This is a genomic window from Streptomyces sp. Wb2n-11, from assembly GCF_001049855.1.
Classification (GTDB): Bacteria; Actinomycetota; Actinomycetes; order Streptomycetales; family Streptomycetaceae; genus Streptomyces; species Streptomyces altiplanensis.
The window spans coordinates 1,921,504-1,938,212 of the sequence record NZ_CVPB01000001.1 but is presented as its reverse complement, the minus strand read 5'-3'; the positions used below and the strand labels follow the sequence as shown (position 1 = coordinate 1,938,212).

Here is a 16,709-nt window from a genome sequence, read left to right as displayed (position 1 = left end):
CCCCGGCTCGTTGTCACGACGTGAGCACGACACCACCTGTTCTCGCCGCAGAGCTGGCGCAGGCGTGGGCCGACATTCAGCGGTACCACCCCGAGCTGCCAGATCTAGCCGCGCCCGAGTCCCTGATCGGAGAGTCCTCGTCCGCCTGCGGAGCCGAACTCTCCTTCGAACGACTGCTGCACGAGGCAGTCCACGGCATCGCCGCCGCACGCGGTATCCGTGACACCTCGCGCGCAGGCCGCTACCACAACCGCAGATTCCTCGCGATCGCCGAGGAGATGGGCCTCGACCACCCCGAGGAGCCGCACCCCAGCAGCGGCTTCTCGCTGGTCTCCCTCAACCCCGAGGCGAGGCGGCGCTACCGGCCGACGATCGAGCGGCTCCAGCGCGCCCTCAAGGCGCACACGGTCGCGACCGCCGCGGACACCAAGCGCACTTTCCGCGGGCCTGCCGCCCGGCACGGCTCGTCCGGCGGCGGGGTGCGGGTCAAGGCCGTCTGCGACTGCGGGCGCAACGTCCGCGTCGTTCCCTCGGTCCTGGCCCAGGCCCCGATCGTGTGCGGCGGCTGCGGAAAGCCGTTCCGCATCCCGGAAGTGGTGGCCGCGGCGAGCTGACCGTCCTTTTTGTCACTGCTTCCGCCAGGTGGGCAGCGGTGCCGACCGGGTGATGCCGTGTCGCAGGTGTGTGGCACAATGGCTAGCTGTACTCGACAGCCGCACAGGAACCCTCTCGCCTCCGGCTGACGCGTCCATCGGGCACCCCGAGTACCGCAACCCCACGTGGCATCTTGTTGTGCCCCACCACGTCATAGACCAGGAGACACCACTCCAGTGGCAGTCAAGATCAAGCTGAAGCGTCTGGGCAAGATCCGTTCGCCTCACTACCGCATCGTCGTCGCCGACTCCCGTACCCGCCGTGACGGCCGGGCCATCGAGGAGATCGGCCTGTACCACCCGGTGCAGAACCCCTCGCGCATCGAGGTCAACTCCGAGCGTGCCCAGTACTGGCTCTCCGTCGGCGCCCAGCCGACCGAGCCGGTCATGGCCATCCTGAAGCTCACCGGCGACTGGCAGGCGCACAAGGGCCTTCCGGCCCCCGCGCCGCTGCTCCAGCCGGAGCCGAAGGCCGACAAGCGTGCCGCGTTCGACGCGTTCGCCAAGGGTCTCGAGGGTGGCGACGAGTCCAAGGGCGAGGCGATCACTCAGAAGGCGAAGAAGGCCGACAAGAAGGCTGACGAGGCTCCCGCGGCCGAGTCCACCGAGTCGACCGAGGCCTGAGCATGCTCGAGGAGGCTCTTGAGCACCTCGTGAAGGGCATTGTCGACAACCCCGACGATGTGCAGGTGGCCTCGCGCACCCTGCGCCGCGGGCGCGTGCTGGAAGTCCGGGTCCACCCGGACGACCTCGGCAAGGTGATCGGCCGCAACGGCCGCACCGCTCGCGCCCTGCGTACGGTCGTGGGCGCCATCGGCGGCCGTGGCATCCGCGTCGACCTCGTCGACGTGGACCAGGTCCGCTGACAAAGTTGACCGCTTTACCTAGATACGCCGGCTCGGGCCGGGGAGGGCTCCAGGGCCTTCCCCGGCCCGTAGTCGTACGACAGGAGAAGAAGTGCAGCTCGTAGTCGCGCGGATCGGCCGCGCCCACGGGATCAAGGGCGAAGTCACGGTCGAGGTACGTACGGACGAGCCGGAGCTTCGGCTCGGACCGGGCGCCGTGCTCGCCACGGACCCGGCCTCCGCCGGGCCGCTGACGATCGAGACCGGCCGGGTGCACAGCGGCAGGCTGCTGCTGCGCTTCGCGGGCGTCAAGGACCGTACGGCCGCCGAGGCGCTGCGCAACACCCTCCTCATCGCCGAGGTCGATCCGCAGGAGACCCCGGAGGACCCCGAGGAGTTCTACGACCACCAGCTGATGGATCTGGACGTCGTCCTGGCCGACGGCACCGGGATCGGCCGGATCACCGAGATCACCCACCTGCCCTCCCAGGACCTGTTCATCGTGGAGCGGCCCGACGGCAGCCAGGTGATGATCCCCTTCGTCGAGGAGATCGTCACCGAGATCGACCTGGAGGAGCAGCGCGCGGTCATCGCCCCGCCGCCGGGGCTGATCGACGGCAGTCAGGCCGAGGTCGCCTCGTCGAGGGACGAGGCCGGTGACGGGACCGACAAGAGCGGGGACGGCGGCGCATGAGGCTCGACGTCGTCACGATCTTCCCCGAGTACCTGGAACCGCTGAACGTCTCGCTCGTCGGCAAGGCCCGCGCGCGCGGGCAGCTCGACGTCCGCGTGCACGACCTCAGGGAGTGGACGTACGACCGCCACAACACGGTCGACGACACCCCTTACGGCGGCGGTCCCGGCATGGTCATGAAGACCGGCCCCTGGGGAGCCGCCCTCGACGACGCCCTGGCCGACGGCTACGAGGGCGGGGCGCACGGCCCGGTGCTGGTCGTCCCCACCCCCAGCGGCCGCCCCTTCACCCAGGAACTCGCCGTGGAGCTCTCCGAGCGGCCGTGGCTGGTCTTCACGCCCGCACGCTACGAGGGCATCGACCGCCGCGTCATCGACGAGTACGCCACCCGGATGCCGGTGTACGAGGTCTCCATCGGGGACTACGTCCTGGCCGGCGGCGAGGCCGCCGTACTGGTGATCACCGAGGCCGTGGCCCGGCTGCTGCCCGGTGTCCTCGGCAACGCCGAATCGCACCGCGACGACTCCTTCGCGCCCGGCGCCATGGCCAGTCTCCTCGAGGGCCCCGTCTACACCAAGCCGCCCGAGTGGCGCGGCCGCGAGATCCCGGACGTCCTGCTCAGCGGGCACCACGGGAAGATCGCCCGGTGGCGGCGGGACGAGGCGCTGCGCCGTACGACCGCCAACAGGCCGGACCTCATCGAGCGCTGCGATCCCGCGGCCTTCGACAAGAAGGACCGCGAGATGCTGAGCATCCTCGGCTGGCGGCCCGGCCCCGACGGCCGATTTGGGCGTAACCCCGAGGCCGTGGAAGAATAAGCCGCTGCTGTACGTCCGGCGTGCGCCCCTGCCACAGGGGGAACGACGCCCGCCCGACGCGGACAGCACCCCGAAACTCTCTTATCGAATTCCGTCGATGACCTGTGGCATCGGCGAGGAAGCAGACTCACATGTCCAGCCTTCTTGACTCCGTCGACTCCGCATCGCTGCGCACCGACCTTCCCGCGTTCCGCCCCGGCGACACCGTGAACGTCCACGTGCGCGTCATCGAGGGCAACCGCTCGCGTGTGCAGCAGTTCAAGGGCGTAGTCATCCGCCGCCAGGGTTCGGGCGTCCGCGAGACCTTCACGGTCCGCAAGGTCTCCTTCTCCGTCGGCGTCGAGCGCACCTTCCCGGTGCACAGCCCGATCTTCGAGAAGATCGAGCTCATCTCCCGCGGTGACGTCCGTCGCGCGAAGCTGTACTTCCTCCGTGAGCTGCGCGGCAAGGCCGCGAAGATCAAGGAGAAGCGCGACCGCTGATCGCGGACTCGGCTCCTGGGACCGGCCGGATAGGCTCACGTCCCGATGGACACCGAACCACACGACACGGAGCGCGACCGCTCCTCCGGCCCCGCAGCAGGGGAGGAGGAGGGGCCGCGCTCCGTGCGTTTTCTCGACGCCCCGTGGCGCAGGCCGGCCCTGCTGGGTCTCACGTGCACGGCTTTCCTGCTGCTGTTCAGCACCTTCGTGATGCAGCCCTTCCTGATTCCCAGTGGCTCGATGCAGCCCACCCTCGCCATCGGCGACCGGGTGCTCGTCAACAAGTTGGCGTACCGTTTCGGATCCGTACCGCTCCGTGGTGACGTGGTCGTGTTCGACGGCACCGGGTCCTTCGTGCGCGAGGAGCCGGCCGGGAACCCGGTCGCCGGGCTGGTGCGGTGGGCGGTCGCGGCCGTGGGCCTGGCCGAGCCCGCCGAGACCGACTACATCAAGCGTGTGGTGGGTGTGGGCGGCGACCGGGTCGTGTGCTGCGACAAGCGGGGGAGGGTCGAGGTGAACGGCCGGCCGGTGGACGAGGAGTACCTGTACCCGGGCGACGCCCCGTCGCAGGTTCCGTTCGACATCGTCGTACCGCAGGGCACGTTGTGGGTCATGGGCGACCACAGGTCCCACTCCCGCGACTCCCGCGACCACCTGGGCGAGCCGGGCGGCGGCATGGTCCCCGTCGAGAAGCTGGTCGGGCGGGCGGACTGGATCGGCTGGCCGGTGGGCCGCTGGACCTCGCTGGACGGATCCCGTGCCTTCACGCGCGTCACCGCGCCCGGTCCGGCCGGGTCCCATGGGTAACCGCGGGCGGTCACGGGCGAGCCACCGTGCGGACACCCGGCTGCCGACGGGTACGCGGCCGACGGACGGGCCCGCGCTGCCGGGCAGGGCGGACCGGCGCAAGCTGGCACGGCGGGTGAAACGGCGGCGGCAGCGGTCGGCCGTGAAGGAGGTGCCGATCCTCATCACGGTGGCGCTGCTGATCGCGCTCGTACTCAAGACCTTCCTGGTACAGGCCTTCGTGATCCCGTCCGGCTCGATGGAGCAGACGATCCGGATCGGCGACCGGGTGCTGGTCGACAAGCTGACACCGTGGTTCGGGTCGAAGCCGCAGCGCGGTGACGTCGTGGTCTTCAAGGACCCCGGCGGCTGGCTGCAGGAGGAGAAGACCGGCGTCAAGGACGATCCGGTGGTCGTCAAGCAGATCAAGGAAGCCCTGACGTTCATCGGACTGCTGCCGTCCGAGGACGAGCAGGACCTGATCAAGCGGGTGGTCGCGGTCGGCGGGGACACCGTCGAGTGCTGCGACAAGGGCGGGCGGGTCACCGTCAACGGCGTACCACTCGCGGAGCCGTACCTGAATCCCGGCGACCGCCCCTCCGAGCTGGAATTCGATGTGGTGGTGCCCGCCGGGCGGCTCTTCGTGATGGGGGACCACCGGTCGAACTCCGCCGATTCCCGCTTCCACCTGGACGAGGAGTTCCAGGGCACGGTCGGGGAGGAGAAGGTCGTCGGGCGGGCCGTCGTCATCGCGTGGCCCGTCGGGCACTGGCGGAAGCTGGAGGAGCCCGGGACGTACGCGACGGTCCCTGACGCGCGCGCCGGGGCGGCCTCGGCGGCCGGACCGTCGAATAGGGTGTCGTCCCAGGATCCGAACGCGGTGATCCTGCTCCCGACCCCTGCGGAACTCCCGCTCGTTATGGGAGTGGTGGGCCTGCGCCTGACATGGCGCGGGCGGTGGAACGGAGTGAGGAGTGGATGTGGGGGATTTGGCGGTCGGCGCACGATCCGAACGCGACGAGCCCGAGGAACGACCGGAGTCACCCGCAGCCGTGACTGATGACGCACGAGGCGAAGACACGACCAGCAACGGAGCAGGCGCCAGCAGCGACGGCAGCGGCAGCGCGGGCCCGAAGAAGCCGCGTTCGTTCTGGAAGGAGCTGCCGCTGCTGATCGGCATCGCGCTCCTGCTCGCCCTGCTGATCAAGACTTTCCTGGTGCAGGCGTTCTCCATCCCTTCGGACTCGATGCAGAACACCTTGCAGCGGGGCGACCGGGTGCTGGTCGACAAGCTGACGCCGTGGTTCGGCTCGGAGCCGCAGCGCGGCGAGGTCGTGGTGTTCCACGACCCGGGCGGCTGGCTGGAGAACACCGCGGCGCCGGAGCCGAACATTGCCCAGAAGTTCCTCAGCTTCATCGGCCTGATGCCGTCCGCGGAGGAGAAAGACCTGATCAAGCGGGTCATCGCGGTCGGCGGGGACACGGTCGAGTGCAAGAGGAACGGGCCGGTCGAGGTGAACGGGAAGGCGCTCGACGAGAAGTCGTTCGTCTTCCCCGGCGACACCCCGTGCAACGACGAGCCGTTCGGGCCGCTCAAGGTGCCCGACGGCCGGATCTGGGTGATGGGCGACCACCGCCAGAACTCGTTGGACTCGCGTTACCACCAGGAACTGCCGGGCCACGGCACGGTCTCGAACGACGAGGTCGTCGGGCGCGCCGTCGTGGTGGCGTGGCCGATCGACCGCTGGTCCGTGCTGTCGGTTCCCGACACCTTCGACCAGCCGGGGCTGAGCGCGGCCGCGATGTCCGCGGCGCCCGGTGCGCTGGGGCTCGTGGGAGCGGTGCCGCTGGTGCTCTGGCGCAGGCGGAGGCTGACCGGCGGGCGTACCGCCGGGTAGGGTGCCGCTCGGACCAGCGATTTTCGATCTCCGAGGCGGGGAGCGCTGCGATGAGCGGAACAGGACGTACAGAAGGCGGCCGCGGCCGGCTCGGCAACGCATTGTCCGGGCTGGCCGTGGCCGTCGGCTGTGTGCTCTTCCTCGGCGGCTTCGCCTGGGGAGCGGTGCAGTACAAGCCGTACACGGTCCCGACCGATTCGATGGCCCCCTCGATCAAGGCGGGGGTCCGGGTGCTCGCCCAGCGCATCGACGGCGGTGAGGTGCGGCGCGGAGACGTGGTGGTCTTCACGGACCCGGTGTGGGGCGATCTGCCGATGGTCAAGCGCGTGGTCGGGGTCGGCGGCGACAGGATCGCCTGCTGCGGCGAGGACGGACGGCTCACGCTGAACGGCAAGCCCCTGGACGAGCCGTATCTGCGGGACGGGGAGCCGGCGTCGACCACCCCCTTCACCTCCGAGGTGCCCGAGGGGCACCTCTTCCTGCTGGGTGACGAGCGGCGTACGTCGGTGGACTCGCGGGGGCATATCCAGGACGCTTCGAAGGGAGCGGTTCCGGTGAGCCGTGTGGACTCGCGCGTGGACGCCGTGGCCTGGCCGCCGGGCGGGATGATCGACCGGCCGGTGACCTTCGCGGCGCTGCCCGGCGGGGTTTCGGCGCCGGGGCCGGTCGCCCCCGTGCTGGCCGCTGTGGTGGCGGGCGTGGTGCTGATCTTCGGTGGGGCGGCGTACGGGCCTGTCGCGCAGCGGGTCGGACGGAGCAAGGCGGGTACCGGTGGACGCGGTGGACGGTGAGGTGACGGTGGAAGCGGAAATGGCGGCGGCGGGAGCGCAGGCGGAACCGGAGCCTCGGGCGGAGACCGGGCCGGGGGCGCAGACGCGGCTCCGGAAGGTCGCGCGGGTGATCCTGCTCGACCCGGACGACCGCGTCCTGCTGATGCACGGGTACGAGCCGGAGGACCCGGCGAACACCTGGTGGTTCACTCCGGGCGGCGGGCTCGAGGGCGACGAGACACGGGCCGAGGCCGCGCTGCGCGAACTCGCGGAGGAGACGGGGATCACAGAGGTCGGGCTCGGCCCGGTGATCTGGCAGCGGCACTGCTCGTTCCGGTTCGACGGGCGCCGCTGGGACCAGGACGAATGGTTCTACCTCGCCCGTACGGCGCAGACCGAGACCGCCCTGGACGGGCTGACCGTGCTGGAGCGGCGGAGCGTCGCGGGCCTGAGGTGGTGGACCTCCGCCGAACTGTCGGCGACGCGTGAGACGGTGTACCCCATCAAGCTCGCCGGGCTGCTGCGTACGCTGCTCGACGAGGGTCCCCCTGGTACGCCGATGGTCTTGGCCCCGGAAGTCGCATAGGGGCGCACGGGGCTGGCGCACAATAGTGGGGACGCAAGGCTGAAGGGGAACATGCCATGAGCGCCGAGGACCTCGAGAAGTACGAGACCGAGATGGAGCTGAAGCTCTACCGGGAGTACCGCGACGTCGTCGGTCTGTTCAAATACGTGATCGAGACCGAGCGGCGTTTCTACCTCACCAACGACTACGAGATGCAGGTGCACTCGGTCCAGGGTGAGGTCTTCTTCGAAGTCTCCATGGCGGACGCCTGGGTCTGGGACATGTACAGGCCGGCGAGGTTCGTCAAGCAGGTACGGGTACTCACGTTCAAGGACGTGAACATCGAGGAGCTCAACAAGAGCGATCTCGAGCTTCCGAGTGGCTGAGTTGTCCACAACCGGCGGGTTGTCCACCAAGATCCACTAGCTGGCGGTGATCGCGGCACATTCGGTTCCGGAGGTGGGCCGGATGAACGCGAAGAACGCCACAGGAGCTCTCGGCCGGTACGGCGAGGATCTCGCCGCGCGCAAGCTCGTCGAGGGCGGTATGACCGTCCTGGAACGCAACTGGCGCTGCCGGGCGGGAGAGATCGACATCGTCGCCCGGGACGGCGACGCGCTGGTCGTCTGCGAGGTCAAGACCCGCAGGGCCGGACCGTTCGAGCACCCGATGCAGGCCGTCAGGACCACGAAGGCGGAGCGGCTGCGCCACCTCGCCGAGCGCTGGATGCACGAGCACGGGGGGCCGCCGCCGGGTGGAGTGCGTATCGACCTCGTCGGGGTGGTGCTGCCCCGGCGCGGAGCGCCCGTCGTCGAGCATGCGCGGGGGGTGGCGTGATGGGGTTCGCGCGTACGTGCTCGGTGGCCCTGGTCGGCGTCGAGGGCGTGGTGGTGGAGGTCCAGGCCGACCTGGAACCGGGAGTGGCAGCCTTCACGCTGGTGGGGCTGCCGGACAAGAGCCTGGTCGAGAGCCGCGACCGGGTGCGGGCCGCGGTGGTCAATTCCGGCGCCGAGTGGCCGCAGAAGAAGCTCACGGTGGGGCTCAGCCCGGCCTCCGTACCCAAAAGCGGCTCAGGGTTCGACCTGGCCGTCGCAGTCGCCGTGCTCGGGGCGGCGGAGCGTATCGACCCCAGGGAGATCGCCGACCTGGTGGTGATCGGGGAGCTGGGGCTGGACGGCAGGGTCCGGCCGGTGCGCGGCATCCTGCCGGCCGTCCTCGCCGCTGCCGAAGCCGGGTACGGCCAGGTCGTCGTGCCGGAACAGACGGCGGCGGAGGCCGCGTTGGTGCCGGGGGTCTCGGTCCTCGGCGTACGGAGCCTGCGTCAGCTCATCGCCGTGCTGACCGGAGCCGAGGTGCCCGAGGAGGAGCGGGCCGAGGAGGGGCGGCCCGACGCCATGCTCGCCGGGCTGATGGTGCCGGGTGCGGGGGTGGGCACCGGGCTGGCCGTCGGTGACCGTGAGGGCGGGGGTGGCAGCGCCGACCTCGCGGACGTCGCGGGGCAGTACGCCGCGCGCACGGCCCTGGAGGTCGCTGCCGCCGGAGGCCATCACCTCCTGCTCCACGGGCCGCCGGGCGCCGGCAAGACGATGCTGGCGGAGCGGATGCCGGCGGTCCTGCCGCCGCTGACCAGGCGGGAGTCTCTGGAGGTGACCGCGGTGCACTCGGTGGCGGGCATCCTGCCACCGGGCGAGCCGCTGGTCAGGACGGCGCCGTACTGCGCCCCGCACCACTCCGCGACGATGCAGTCGCTCGTCGGAGGGGGCAACGGGCTGCCGAGGCCGGGGGCCGTGTCGCTCGCGCATCGCGGCATTCTCTTTCTGGACGAGGCGCCCGAGTTCAGCGGGCGGGCCCTGGACTCGTTGCGCCAGCCGCTGGAGTCGGGGCATGTGGTGGTGGCGCGCAGCGCGGGCGTGGTGCGGCTGCCCGCCCGCTTCCTGATGGTTCTGGCGGCCAACCCGTGCCCGTGCGGACGGCACACCCTGAACGGTTCGGGGTGCGAGTGTCCGCCGTCGGCGATCCGCAAGTACCAGGCGCGGCTGTCGGGGCCGCTGCTCGACCGGGTCGACCTGCGGGTCGGGGTGGAGCCGGTGCAACGTGCCGACCTGCTGGGCCGGGGCGGACGCGGTGAGCCGACGGCGGTGGTCGCGGGGCGTGTACGGGAAGCACGGGCGCGGGCGGCGGCGCGGCTGGAGGGCACCCCGTGGAACACCAACAGCGATGTGCCGGGGCATGAACTGCGTACGCGCTGGCAGCCCGCGCCCGGAGCCCTCGGTGCGGCCGAACGGGACATGGAACGCGGGCTGCTGACGGCCCGTGGCCTCGACCGGGTGCTGCGTGTCGCCTGGACCGTCGCCGACCTGGCCGGCTGCGACCGGCCCGACGACCGCCACGTCGGCCTGGCACTGGAGTTGCGGACCGGCATCGCACGGGGCGCTTCCGCGCTGATCGGAGGCGCTGGATGAGCGGAACGGCGAGCGGGGGAGCGGACGCAGAGGCGGTCGACGGAGTGGTCGACGGCTCGGACGGGGGGCTGCGGGAGGGCGAGCGCGAGAGGGAACGACTGGCCAGGGCGGCGCTGACCCGGGTCATCGAGCCCGGGGACGAGACCGGCGGGCGGTGGCTGCGGGAGTGCGGCGCGGTGGAGCTGATGCGCAGGCTCACCTCACTGGAATTCGACGAAGCGGCCGAGGTGCTGACCGGCGTGACGGGCAAACGGCTCGGCGGTTACCGGATGCGGGCGGCGGAGGCCGACCCCGCGCGGGATCTGGCGGCGGTGGCCGCGGTCGGAGGGCGTTTCGTCTGCCCCGGTGACGAGGAGTGGCCCGGACAGCTCGACGACCTGGGGGACGGCAGGCCGGTCGGGCTGTGGGTGCGGGGACGGCCGCATCTGCGGATGTGGGCGCTGCGGTCCGTCGCCGTCGTCGGAGCCCGGGCCTGCACGTCGTACGGGGCGCACATGGCGGCCTCCCTCGGTACCGGGCTCGCGGAGCGCGGCTGGGTCGTGGTGTCCGGGGCCGCGTTCGGGGTCGACGGCGCCGCCCACCGGGGGGTGCTGGCCGCGGGCGGGGCCACCGTCGCGGTACTGGCCTGCGGGGTCGACGTGGTCTACCCGCGCGGACACGCGGAGTTGATCGGACGCATCGCGGAACAGGGGCTGGTGATCGGCGAGTTGCCGCCCGGCGGTCATCCCACGCAGAGCCGGTTCGTCCTCAGGAACCGGGTGATCGCCGCCCTCACCCGGGGCACCGTCGTCGTGGAGGCGGAGTACCGCAGCGGCTCGCTGGTCACGGCACGCGGCGCGCAGCGGCTCGGGCGCTTCACGATGGGCGTGCCCGGCCCCGCCACCAGCGGCCTCTCGGCGGGGGTGCACGAACTTCTCAGGGGCGAGGGCGTGCTGGTCACCGATGCCGCGGAAGTGGTGGAGCTGGTCGGGGACATCGGCGATCTCGCCCCGGCGCGCCGGGGACCCGTACTGCCCAGGGACCTGCTGGACCCCGTCGCGGCACTGGTGCTGGAGTCGTTGCCGGCCCACGGCTCCGTCGACGCGCGCCGCGTCGCCCGGGGCGCGGGCACCACCCCCGACGACGCACTCGGCAAGCTGTACGAACTCCACTCCTTGGGGTTCGTTGAACGCAAGGGTGACGGCTGGCAGTTGACGCCCGGAGCCCCGCACCGTGCGAATGTGCGGCGAGGCGGTACTTGACCAGCGGCATTCGGGTGAAAGGGTGAGGGCGATGACCCTCCCAGCCTTCCCGGCAACCCCTCCGGGGCCGTCGTACACGGTGACGGCCCCGGGGCGGGACGTGTCCCGGAGCGTTCATCTGGAAGGGCGGCATCCCATATCCTGCGCGGACTGCGACACCTCAGTCACGCTACGCTCACGAGGGCCCCTACCCAGACACACGATCCCCCAGACGTCACAGCAGAACGGCTCAAGGCAACGCATGCCCCAGCACACCTCCGGGTCTGACCGCGCGGCAGTGCCACCCGCGGCGCGTGGCAGCGTGCGGCCCACCGCACCCTCGTCGCTCGACGAGTTGTGGCGGTCGTACAAGACCACGGGCGACGAGCGGCTGCGGGAGCAGCTGATCCTGCACTACTCGCCGCTGGTGAAGTACGTCGCGGGGCGGGTGAGCGTCGGGCTGCCGCCCAATGTCGAGCAGGCCGACTTCGTCTCCTCCGGCGTCTTCGGGCTCATCGACGCCATCGAGAAGTTCGACATCGAGCGGTCCATCAAGTTCGAGACGTACGCGATCACGCGGATCCGCGGCGCCATGATCGATGAGCTGCGGGCCCTGGACTGGATCCCGCGTTCGGTGCGGCAGAAGGCCAAGGCGGTCGAACGCGCGTACGCGACGCTGGAGGCGCAGCTGCGCCGCACCCCCTCCGAGAGCGAAGTAGCCTCGGAGATGGGCATCATCCTGGAAGAACTCCACGCCGTCTTCAGTCAGTTGTCGCTGGCGAACGTCGTCGCCCTGGAAGAGCTGCTGCACGCGGGGGGCGAGGGCGGCGACCGGCTGAGTCTCATGGACACGCTGGAGGACACCCACGCCGACAACCCGGTCGAGGTCGCCGAGGACCGGGAACTGCGCCGGCTGCTGGCCCGCGCCATCAACACGCTGCCCGACCGCGAGAAGACCGTGGTCACGCTGTACTACTACGAAGGCCTCACCCTCGCGGAGATCGGCAATGTGCTGGGGGTCACCGAGAGCCGGGTCAGCCAGATCCACACCAAGTCGGTGCTCCAGCTGAGGGCGAAGCTGGCCGACGCGGGGCGTTGACGCGGTTGCTGAATCGTGCCTGCCGCACCGGCAGCGTCGTCATGGCGGCGGCTCATCCGTAGAGTGGGACCGTGCCAAGGATTCGAGCGGCCTCGGTGGCCGAGCACCGGACGATGCAGCGCGGTGCCCTGCTGGACGCCGCCCGCTCCCTGCTGTCGGAAGGCGGCACGGAAGCGCTGACCTTCCCCGCCCTCGCCGAGCGCACCGGTCTCGCCCGGTCGTCCGTGTACGAGTACTTCCGTTCGCGCGCCTCCGTCGTCGAAGAGCTGTGCGCCGTCGACTTCCCGGTCTGGGCCGCCGAGGTCGAGAGCGCCATGGAGCGGGCCGGCACCCCGGCGGGCAAGGTCGAGGCGTACGTGCGCGCGCAGCTGCTCCTGGTCGGCGACCGGCGCCACCGCGCCGTGGTCGCGATCTCCGCGAGCGAGCTCGACGCCGGTGCGCGCGAGAAGATCCGCGCCGCGCACGGCGGTCTGGTGACGATGATCGTCGAGGCGATCGGCGAACTGGGACACGAGCAGCCCCGGCTGGCGGCGATGATGCTCCAGGGCGTCGTCGACGCAGCGGTCCGGCGCATCGAGCTCGGTGCGGCGGAGGACCCGGGCGTGATCGCGGACTCGGCTGTCGCGATGGCGTTGCACGGCGTCCAGGGCGGCTGACCGGCCCCATGGCGCGGTGCGCCCACATCGCCGCCACGGCCGGGACCGCCGCATGGAAGCCGTCGGGTGTGCCCGCCACGGCGGGTGCGGACACCGGCGGGCCCACCGGCACGCCGAAGACCGGCAGCAGGCGCGGCGGGCCGCGGCGGAGCAGGTGGCGCGGGAGCAGCGTCAGCGGATCGAGGTAGGCCCCGCCGCGGCGCAGGCCCCAGTGCAGACAGCCGGACGGGCAGTGGAACGGGCCGCTCTGCAGTACGCCCACCACTTGCCCGGCCCCCACCTCGTCGCCCTTGTCGACCAGCGCGCGCACCGGTTCGTACGTCGTCCGCAGCGGCGGTCCGCCGGTACCCGCCAGGGCGATGGACAGCACTCCGCGCCCGGCGACCGGGCCCGCGAAGGAGACCCGGCCCGAGGCCGCCGCCCGTACGGGTGTACCCGGCGCGGCGGCCAGATCCACGCCTCGGTGCCCCGCCGCGTACGGCGACGGGGGCGGCTCCCAGCCCCGTACGACCGGCGGACGACCGTCCACGGGCCAGGCCGCGTCGGGGATCGCGCCGGCGCCGGCGGCCGAGGCCTGGGCGGGGCCGCCGAAAAGCGCGGCCAGGAGCACCAGCATCAGCACCTGCACAGTCATTCGTCGCATGCGGAAACCGTCACGCACCGGACCGGCCCGTGGGGATCATGGCCCGGATCTGTGGACCACCGGCCGGTTGTGGACATCGCCGTCACCCGGCACGGTGCAGGTCCCGTACACTTCTTGTGGCGATCCGGGTCACCGGGTCGACTTCGCACGCCCCGCCACCACCCACTTCGCGGTCGGTGGCCGCGCCGCTCGGTCCCTCGTGGCACGGCGCATCGGGGCGTCAGGCGCGACAGCAATCCTGCGGTCGCGGCAAACCGAGAAACCCAAGGAGTACGGCCATGGCCGTCGTCACGATGCGGGAGCTGCTGGAAAGCGGCGTCCACTTCGGTCACCAGACCCGTCGTTGGAACCCGAAGATGAAGCGCTTCATCTTCACGGAGCGCAACGGCATCTACATCATCGACCTGCTCCAGTCGCTGTCGTACATCGACCGCGCCTACGAGTTCGTCAAGCAGACCGTCGCCCACGGCGGCTCCATCATGTTCGTGGGTACGAAGAAGCAGGCGCAGGAGGCCATCGCCGAGCAGGCGACGCGCGTCGGCATGCCCTACGTCAACCAGCGTTGGCTCGGCGGCATGCTGACCAACTTCTCCACCGTCTACAAGCGCCTTCAGCGTCTGAAGGAGCTCGAGCAGATCGACTTCGAGGATGTGGCCGCGTCCGGCCTCACCAAGAAGGAGCTCCTGGTCCTCTCCCGCGAGAAGGCCAAGCTGGAGAAGACCCTCGGTGGTATCCGCGAGATGTCCAAGGTGCCCAGCGCCGTCTGGATCGTGGACACCAAGAAGGAGCACATCGCCGTCGGTGAGGCGCGCAAGCTCCACATCCCGGTCGTCGCGATCCTCGACACCAACTGTGACCCCGACGAGGTCGACTACAAGATCCCGGGCAACGACGACGCGATCCGCTCCGTCACCCTGCTCACCCGCGTGATCGCCGACGCCGTCGCCGAGGGCCTCATCGCCCGTTCCGGCGCCGCCACCGGCGACTCCAAGCCGGGCGAGAAGGCCGCCGGCGAGCCGCTCGCCGAGTGGGAGCGCGACCTGCTCGAGGGCGACAAGAAGGCTGACGAGGCCGCTCCGGCCGCCGACGCCGACGCCGAGGCCCCGGCCGCCGCCGAGGCCGAGGAGAAGCCCGCCGACGCCGAGAAGGCCGACGAGGCTGCCGCTCCGGCCGCCGAGGCCGAGCAGGCCTGACACCCGTCACGGTCGATGACGGCGGGGGAGGGCGCGACGAGCGCCCGCCCCCGCCGCCACCCGTAGATCTTCGCTCCGACTTCGAGAGAGATTCACAAATCATGGCGAACTACACCGCCGCGGACGTCAAGAAGCTCCGTGAGCTCACCGGCGCCGGCATGATGGACTGCAAGAAGGCGCTCGACGAGGCCGACGGCAACGTCGACAAGGCCGTGGAGGCCCTCCGTATCAAGGGTCAGAAGGGCGTCGCCAAGCGCGAAGGCCGTTCTGCCGAGAACGGTGCCGTCGTTTCCCTCATCTCCGAGGACAAGACCTCCGGCGTCCTGCTCGAGCTGAAGTGCGAGACGGACTTCGTCGCCAAGGGTGACAAGTTCCAGGCCGTCGCCAACGCGCTCGCCGCCCACGTCGCCAAGACGTCCCCGGCCGACCTCCAGGCGCTGCTCGCGTCCGAGATCGAGCCCGGCAAGACCGTCCAGGCGTACGTCGACGAGGCCAACGCCAACCTCGGCGAGAAGATCGTCCTGGACCGCTTCGCGCAGTTCAACGGTGCCTACGTGACCTCGTACATGCACCGCACCATGCCCGACCTGCCGCCGCAGATCGGTGTCCTGGTCGAGCTGGACAAGGAAGACGCCGAGCTGGCCCGCGGCATCGCGCAGCACATCGCCGCCTTCGCGCCGAAGTACCTCGACCGCGACGAGGTCCCGGCCGAGGTCGTCGAGGCCGAGCGCCGCGTCGCCGAGGAGACCACGCGCGCCGAGGGCAAGCCCGAGGCCGCCCTCCCGAAGATCGTCGAGGGTCGCGTGAACGGCTTCTTCAAGGAGGCCACCCTCCTCGGCCAGCCGTACGCGCTGGACAACAAGAAGTCGGTCCAGAAGGTTCTGGACGAGGCCGGCGTCACCCTGAAGCGCTTCTCGCGCATCAAGGTCGGCATCTGAGTCCGTACGACGACTGACTGACGACCCGGTTAGGGTTTGACCAGTCGACCGCGTACGTACGGGCGACCGCAGATCTGACGAGGAGGCCATTGCCGCGCACGGGACTCAGTACCCCACCGGCAATGGCCTCCTTCGTATGTGCACTAGGAGATCTCCATGACAAGTACCCAGAAGAGCGAAGACGGCAAAGCGAACGGCCGTTTCATGCTGAAGCTGTCCGGCGAGGCGTTCGCCGGTGGCGGCGGCCTGGGTGTGGACCCCGACGTGGTGCACGCCATCGCCCGGGAGATCGCCGCTGTCGTACGTGACGGTGCCGAGATCGCGGTCGTCATCGGCGGCGGCAACTTCTTCCGTGGCGCAGAGCTTCAGCAGCGCGGCATGGACCGGGCCCGCTCCGACTACATGGGCATGCTCGGTACGGTCATGAACTGCCTCGCCCTCCAGGACTTCCTGGAGAAGGAGGGCATCGACTCCCGCGTCCAGACAGCCATCACCATGGGCCAGGTCGCGGAGCCGTACATCCCGCTGCGCGCCGTACGCCACCTGGAGAAGGGCCGCGTCGTCATCTTCGGCGCAGGCATGGGCATGCCGTACTTCTCCACGGACACCACCGCCGCGCAGCGCGCCCTGGAGATCGACGCCGAGGCCCTGCTCATGGGCAAGAACGGCGTGGACGGTGTCTACGACTCCGATCCCAAGAAGAACCCCGACGCGGTGAAGTTCGACGCGCTCGAGTACGGCGAGGTGCTCTCCCGCGACCTCAAGGTCGCCGACGCCACGGCCATTACCCTCTGCCGCGACAACGCACTTCCGATCCTTGTCTTCGAACTGCTCGCCGAAGGCAATATCGCGCGCGCCGTCAAGGGTGAGAAGATCGGCACCCTCGTGAGTGCGCAGGGCACCCGGAACTGACCGGGTGGCCCCTGTGAGGGGATGGACAAAGCCCTGCCGGTCGGACACCGTGCAGGAGCAAGACGCGGGTTACTC

At 70.6% G+C, this 16,709-nt stretch carries 20 protein-coding genes and 1 pseudogene; 20 read left to right on the top strand and 1 reads right to left on the bottom strand.

Annotation, left to right across the window (positions count from 1 at the left end; all coding sequences use genetic code 11):
• The first annotated feature begins 20 nt into the window (after positions 1-20).
• The 17 genes from BN1555_RS08520 (at position 21) to BN1555_RS08440 (ending at position 12,948) form a co-directional block, all read left to right on the top strand.
• A complete protein-coding gene (locus BN1555_RS08520; protein ID WP_093798809.1) occupies positions 21-614 on the top strand; it encodes a hypothetical protein in 594 nt (197 codons plus the stop codon).
• 216 nt (positions 615-830) lie between these two features.
• Complete coding sequence (gene rpsP / locus BN1555_RS08515; RefSeq protein WP_093798808.1) at positions 831-1,277, top strand: 30S ribosomal protein S16; 447 nt, start codon at positions 831-833, stop codon at positions 1,275-1,277.
• Positions 1,278-1,279: 2 nt separating this feature from the next.
• Entirely contained in the window at positions 1,280-1,519 is a 240-nt protein-coding gene (locus BN1555_RS08510) for an RNA-binding protein (protein WP_003980229.1), read from the top strand.
• Positions 1,520-1,610: 91 nt separating this feature from the next.
• Complete coding sequence (gene rimM / locus BN1555_RS08505; RefSeq protein ID WP_093798807.1) at positions 1,611-2,192, top strand: ribosome maturation factor RimM; 582 nt, start codon at positions 1,611-1,613, stop codon at positions 2,190-2,192.
• Positions 2,189-3,010, top strand: coding sequence for a tRNA (guanosine(37)-N1)-methyltransferase TrmD (gene trmD, locus BN1555_RS08500; RefSeq protein WP_093798806.1), 822 nt, complete (start codon positions 2,189-2,191; stop codon positions 3,008-3,010). The genes rimM and trmD overlap by 4 nt, the downstream gene beginning before the upstream one ends.
• A 131-nt stretch (positions 3,011-3,141) precedes the next feature.
• Positions 3,142-3,492, top strand: coding sequence for a 50S ribosomal protein L19 (rplS, locus tag BN1555_RS08495; RefSeq protein ID WP_093798805.1), 351 nt, complete (start codon positions 3,142-3,144; stop codon positions 3,490-3,492).
• A 45-nt stretch (positions 3,493-3,537) separates the two neighbouring features.
• On the top strand, positions 3,538-4,299 hold the full coding sequence (lepB, locus tag BN1555_RS08490; protein ID WP_093798804.1) for a signal peptidase I: 762 nt from the start codon (positions 3,538-3,540) through the stop codon (positions 4,297-4,299).
• A complete protein-coding gene (gene lepB, locus BN1555_RS08485) occupies positions 4,292-5,338 on the top strand; it encodes a signal peptidase I (RefSeq protein ID WP_093798803.1) in 1,047 nt (348 codons plus the stop codon). The genes lepB (BN1555_RS08490) and lepB (BN1555_RS08485) overlap by 8 nt, the downstream gene beginning before the upstream one ends.
• Positions 5,268-6,176, top strand: a complete 909-nt coding sequence (gene lepB / locus BN1555_RS08480) for a signal peptidase I (RefSeq protein ID WP_093798802.1) — start codon at positions 5,268-5,270, stop codon at positions 6,174-6,176. Before lepB (BN1555_RS08485) ends, lepB (BN1555_RS08480) begins: the two co-directional genes overlap by 71 nt.
• A gap of 50 nt (positions 6,177-6,226) precedes the next feature.
• Positions 6,227-6,967, top strand: coding sequence for a signal peptidase I (gene lepB, locus BN1555_RS08475; protein ID WP_093798801.1), 741 nt, complete (start codon positions 6,227-6,229; stop codon positions 6,965-6,967).
• Positions 6,948-7,532, top strand: a complete 585-nt coding sequence (locus tag BN1555_RS08470; RefSeq protein WP_255305940.1) for an NUDIX hydrolase — start codon at positions 6,948-6,950, stop codon at positions 7,530-7,532. The genes lepB (BN1555_RS08475) and BN1555_RS08470 overlap by 20 nt, the downstream gene beginning before the upstream one ends.
• Before the next feature lie 56 nt (positions 7,533-7,588).
• Positions 7,589-7,897, top strand: coding sequence for a DUF2469 domain-containing protein (locus BN1555_RS08465; RefSeq protein WP_003993268.1), 309 nt, complete (start codon positions 7,589-7,591; stop codon positions 7,895-7,897).
• An 82-nt stretch (positions 7,898-7,979) separates the two neighbouring features.
• Positions 7,980-8,348: a YraN family protein gene (locus BN1555_RS08460; protein WP_093798800.1), complete on the top strand. Its 369-nt coding sequence runs from the start codon at positions 7,980-7,982 to the stop codon at positions 8,346-8,348.
• On the top strand, positions 8,348-9,973 hold the full coding sequence (locus BN1555_RS08455) for a YifB family Mg chelatase-like AAA ATPase (protein ID WP_093798799.1): 1,626 nt from the start codon (positions 8,348-8,350) through the stop codon (positions 9,971-9,973). Before BN1555_RS08460 ends, BN1555_RS08455 begins: the two co-directional genes overlap by 1 nt.
• The gene (gene dprA, locus BN1555_RS08450; protein WP_093798798.1) at positions 9,970-11,214 is read left to right on the top strand and encodes a DNA-processing protein DprA; all 1,245 of its coding nucleotides are present in this window, start codon (positions 9,970-9,972) and stop codon (positions 11,212-11,214) included. The genes BN1555_RS08455 and dprA overlap by 4 nt, the downstream gene beginning before the upstream one ends.
• A gap of 241 nt (positions 11,215-11,455) precedes the next feature.
• On the top strand, positions 11,456-12,292 hold the full coding sequence (whiG, locus tag BN1555_RS08445) for an RNA polymerase sigma factor WhiG (RefSeq protein ID WP_093798797.1): 837 nt from the start codon (positions 11,456-11,458) through the stop codon (positions 12,290-12,292).
• A gap of 95 nt (positions 12,293-12,387) precedes the next feature.
• Positions 12,388-12,948 carry a TetR/AcrR family transcriptional regulator gene (locus tag BN1555_RS08440; RefSeq protein WP_093798796.1) on the top strand — a complete coding sequence of 187 codons (561 nt, stop codon included), beginning with the start codon at positions 12,388-12,390 and terminating at the stop codon, positions 12,946-12,948.
• 235 nt (positions 12,949-13,183) lie between these two features.
• On the opposite strand, the pseudogene BN1555_RS08435 reads toward BN1555_RS08440, so the two are convergent.
• Positions 13,184-13,564: pseudogene (locus BN1555_RS08435) on the bottom strand (murein hydrolase activator EnvC); the annotation flags it as partial.
• 305 nt (positions 13,565-13,869) lie between these two features.
• Between BN1555_RS08435 and rpsB the strand changes: the two are divergent.
• The 3 genes from rpsB to pyrH all read left to right on the top strand — a co-directional run bounded on the left by rpsB (position 13,870) and on the right by pyrH (position 16,634).
• Entirely contained in the window at positions 13,870-14,784 is a 915-nt protein-coding gene (gene rpsB / locus BN1555_RS08430) for a 30S ribosomal protein S2 (RefSeq protein ID WP_093798795.1), read from the top strand.
• 101 nt (positions 14,785-14,885) lie between these two features.
• Positions 14,886-15,722, top strand: a complete 837-nt coding sequence (gene tsf, locus BN1555_RS08425; RefSeq protein ID WP_093798794.1) for a translation elongation factor Ts — start codon at positions 14,886-14,888, stop codon at positions 15,720-15,722.
• Between the two features lie 150 nt (positions 15,723-15,872).
• Entirely contained in the window at positions 15,873-16,634 is a 762-nt protein-coding gene (gene pyrH / locus BN1555_RS08420; RefSeq protein WP_176710256.1) for a UMP kinase, read from the top strand.
• Positions 16,635-16,709 lie beyond the last annotated feature (75 nt).

What these genes read in the sequence shown, in the direction of transcription:
- lepB (WP_093798804.1), top strand. Translation starts at nt 3,538, where the DNA reads ATGGACACCGAACCACACGACACGGAGCGCGACCGCTCCTCCGGCCCC.
- lepB (WP_093798803.1), top strand. Translation starts at nt 4,292, where the DNA reads ATGGGTAACCGCGGGCGGTCACGGGCGAGCCACCGTGCGGACACCCGG.
- BN1555_RS08510 (WP_003980229.1), top strand. Translation starts at nt 1,280, where the DNA reads ATGCTCGAGGAGGCTCTTGAGCACCTCGTGAAGGGCATTGTCGACAAC.
- dprA (WP_093798798.1), top strand. Translation starts at nt 9,970, where the DNA reads ATGAGCGGAACGGCGAGCGGGGGAGCGGACGCAGAGGCGGTCGACGGA.
- rpsB (WP_093798795.1), top strand. Translation starts at nt 13,870, where the DNA reads ATGGCCGTCGTCACGATGCGGGAGCTGCTGGAAAGCGGCGTCCACTTC.
- BN1555_RS08460 (WP_093798800.1), top strand. Translation starts at nt 7,980, where the DNA reads ATGAACGCGAAGAACGCCACAGGAGCTCTCGGCCGGTACGGCGAGGAT.
- trmD (WP_093798806.1), top strand. Translation starts at nt 2,189, where the DNA reads ATGAGGCTCGACGTCGTCACGATCTTCCCCGAGTACCTGGAACCGCTG.
- rplS (WP_093798805.1), top strand. Translation starts at nt 3,142, where the DNA reads ATGTCCAGCCTTCTTGACTCCGTCGACTCCGCATCGCTGCGCACCGAC.
- tsf (WP_093798794.1), top strand. Translation starts at nt 14,886, where the DNA reads ATGGCGAACTACACCGCCGCGGACGTCAAGAAGCTCCGTGAGCTCACC.
- whiG (WP_093798797.1), top strand. Translation starts at nt 11,456, where the DNA reads ATGCCCCAGCACACCTCCGGGTCTGACCGCGCGGCAGTGCCACCCGCG.
- lepB (WP_093798801.1), top strand. Translation starts at nt 6,227, where the DNA reads ATGAGCGGAACAGGACGTACAGAAGGCGGCCGCGGCCGGCTCGGCAAC.
- BN1555_RS08455 (WP_093798799.1), top strand. Translation starts at nt 8,348, where the DNA reads ATGGGGTTCGCGCGTACGTGCTCGGTGGCCCTGGTCGGCGTCGAGGGC.
- BN1555_RS08465 (WP_003993268.1), top strand. Translation starts at nt 7,589, where the DNA reads ATGAGCGCCGAGGACCTCGAGAAGTACGAGACCGAGATGGAGCTGAAG.